1 rRNA gene is annotated in these 235 nt (G+C 39.1%); it reads left to right on the forward strand.

Features of this window, described 5'->3' with window-relative positions:
- Window positions 1-132 precede the first annotated feature (132 nt).
- Window positions 133-235: ribosomal RNA gene (rrf, locus tag QMG30_RS24980) — 5S ribosomal RNA — on the forward strand; the annotation flags it as partial.

Consider the following 235-nt stretch of genomic DNA (forward strand, 5'->3'; position numbering starts at 1 on the left):
AAGGAAAATAAGGAAGGTCGAGGCCTAACTTATAAAGATATAAGGAAAAGAATGGAAAAAACAATAACTAAGAATAGTAATTGTTTCACTGTTGAGTATTCAAGGAAGAAAACAAAGTGAATACAGAAAATTTCTGGTGGCGATGCGTCTATGGGAAACACCCGTTCTCATACCGAACACGATGGTTAAGCCATAAACGGCCGATGGTACTTGGTTGGAAACGACCTGGGAGAGT

This window comes from Vallitalea longa, assembly GCF_027923465.1.
GTDB classification, from domain to species: Bacteria; Bacillota; Clostridia; order Lachnospirales; family Vallitaleaceae; genus Vallitalea; species Vallitalea longa.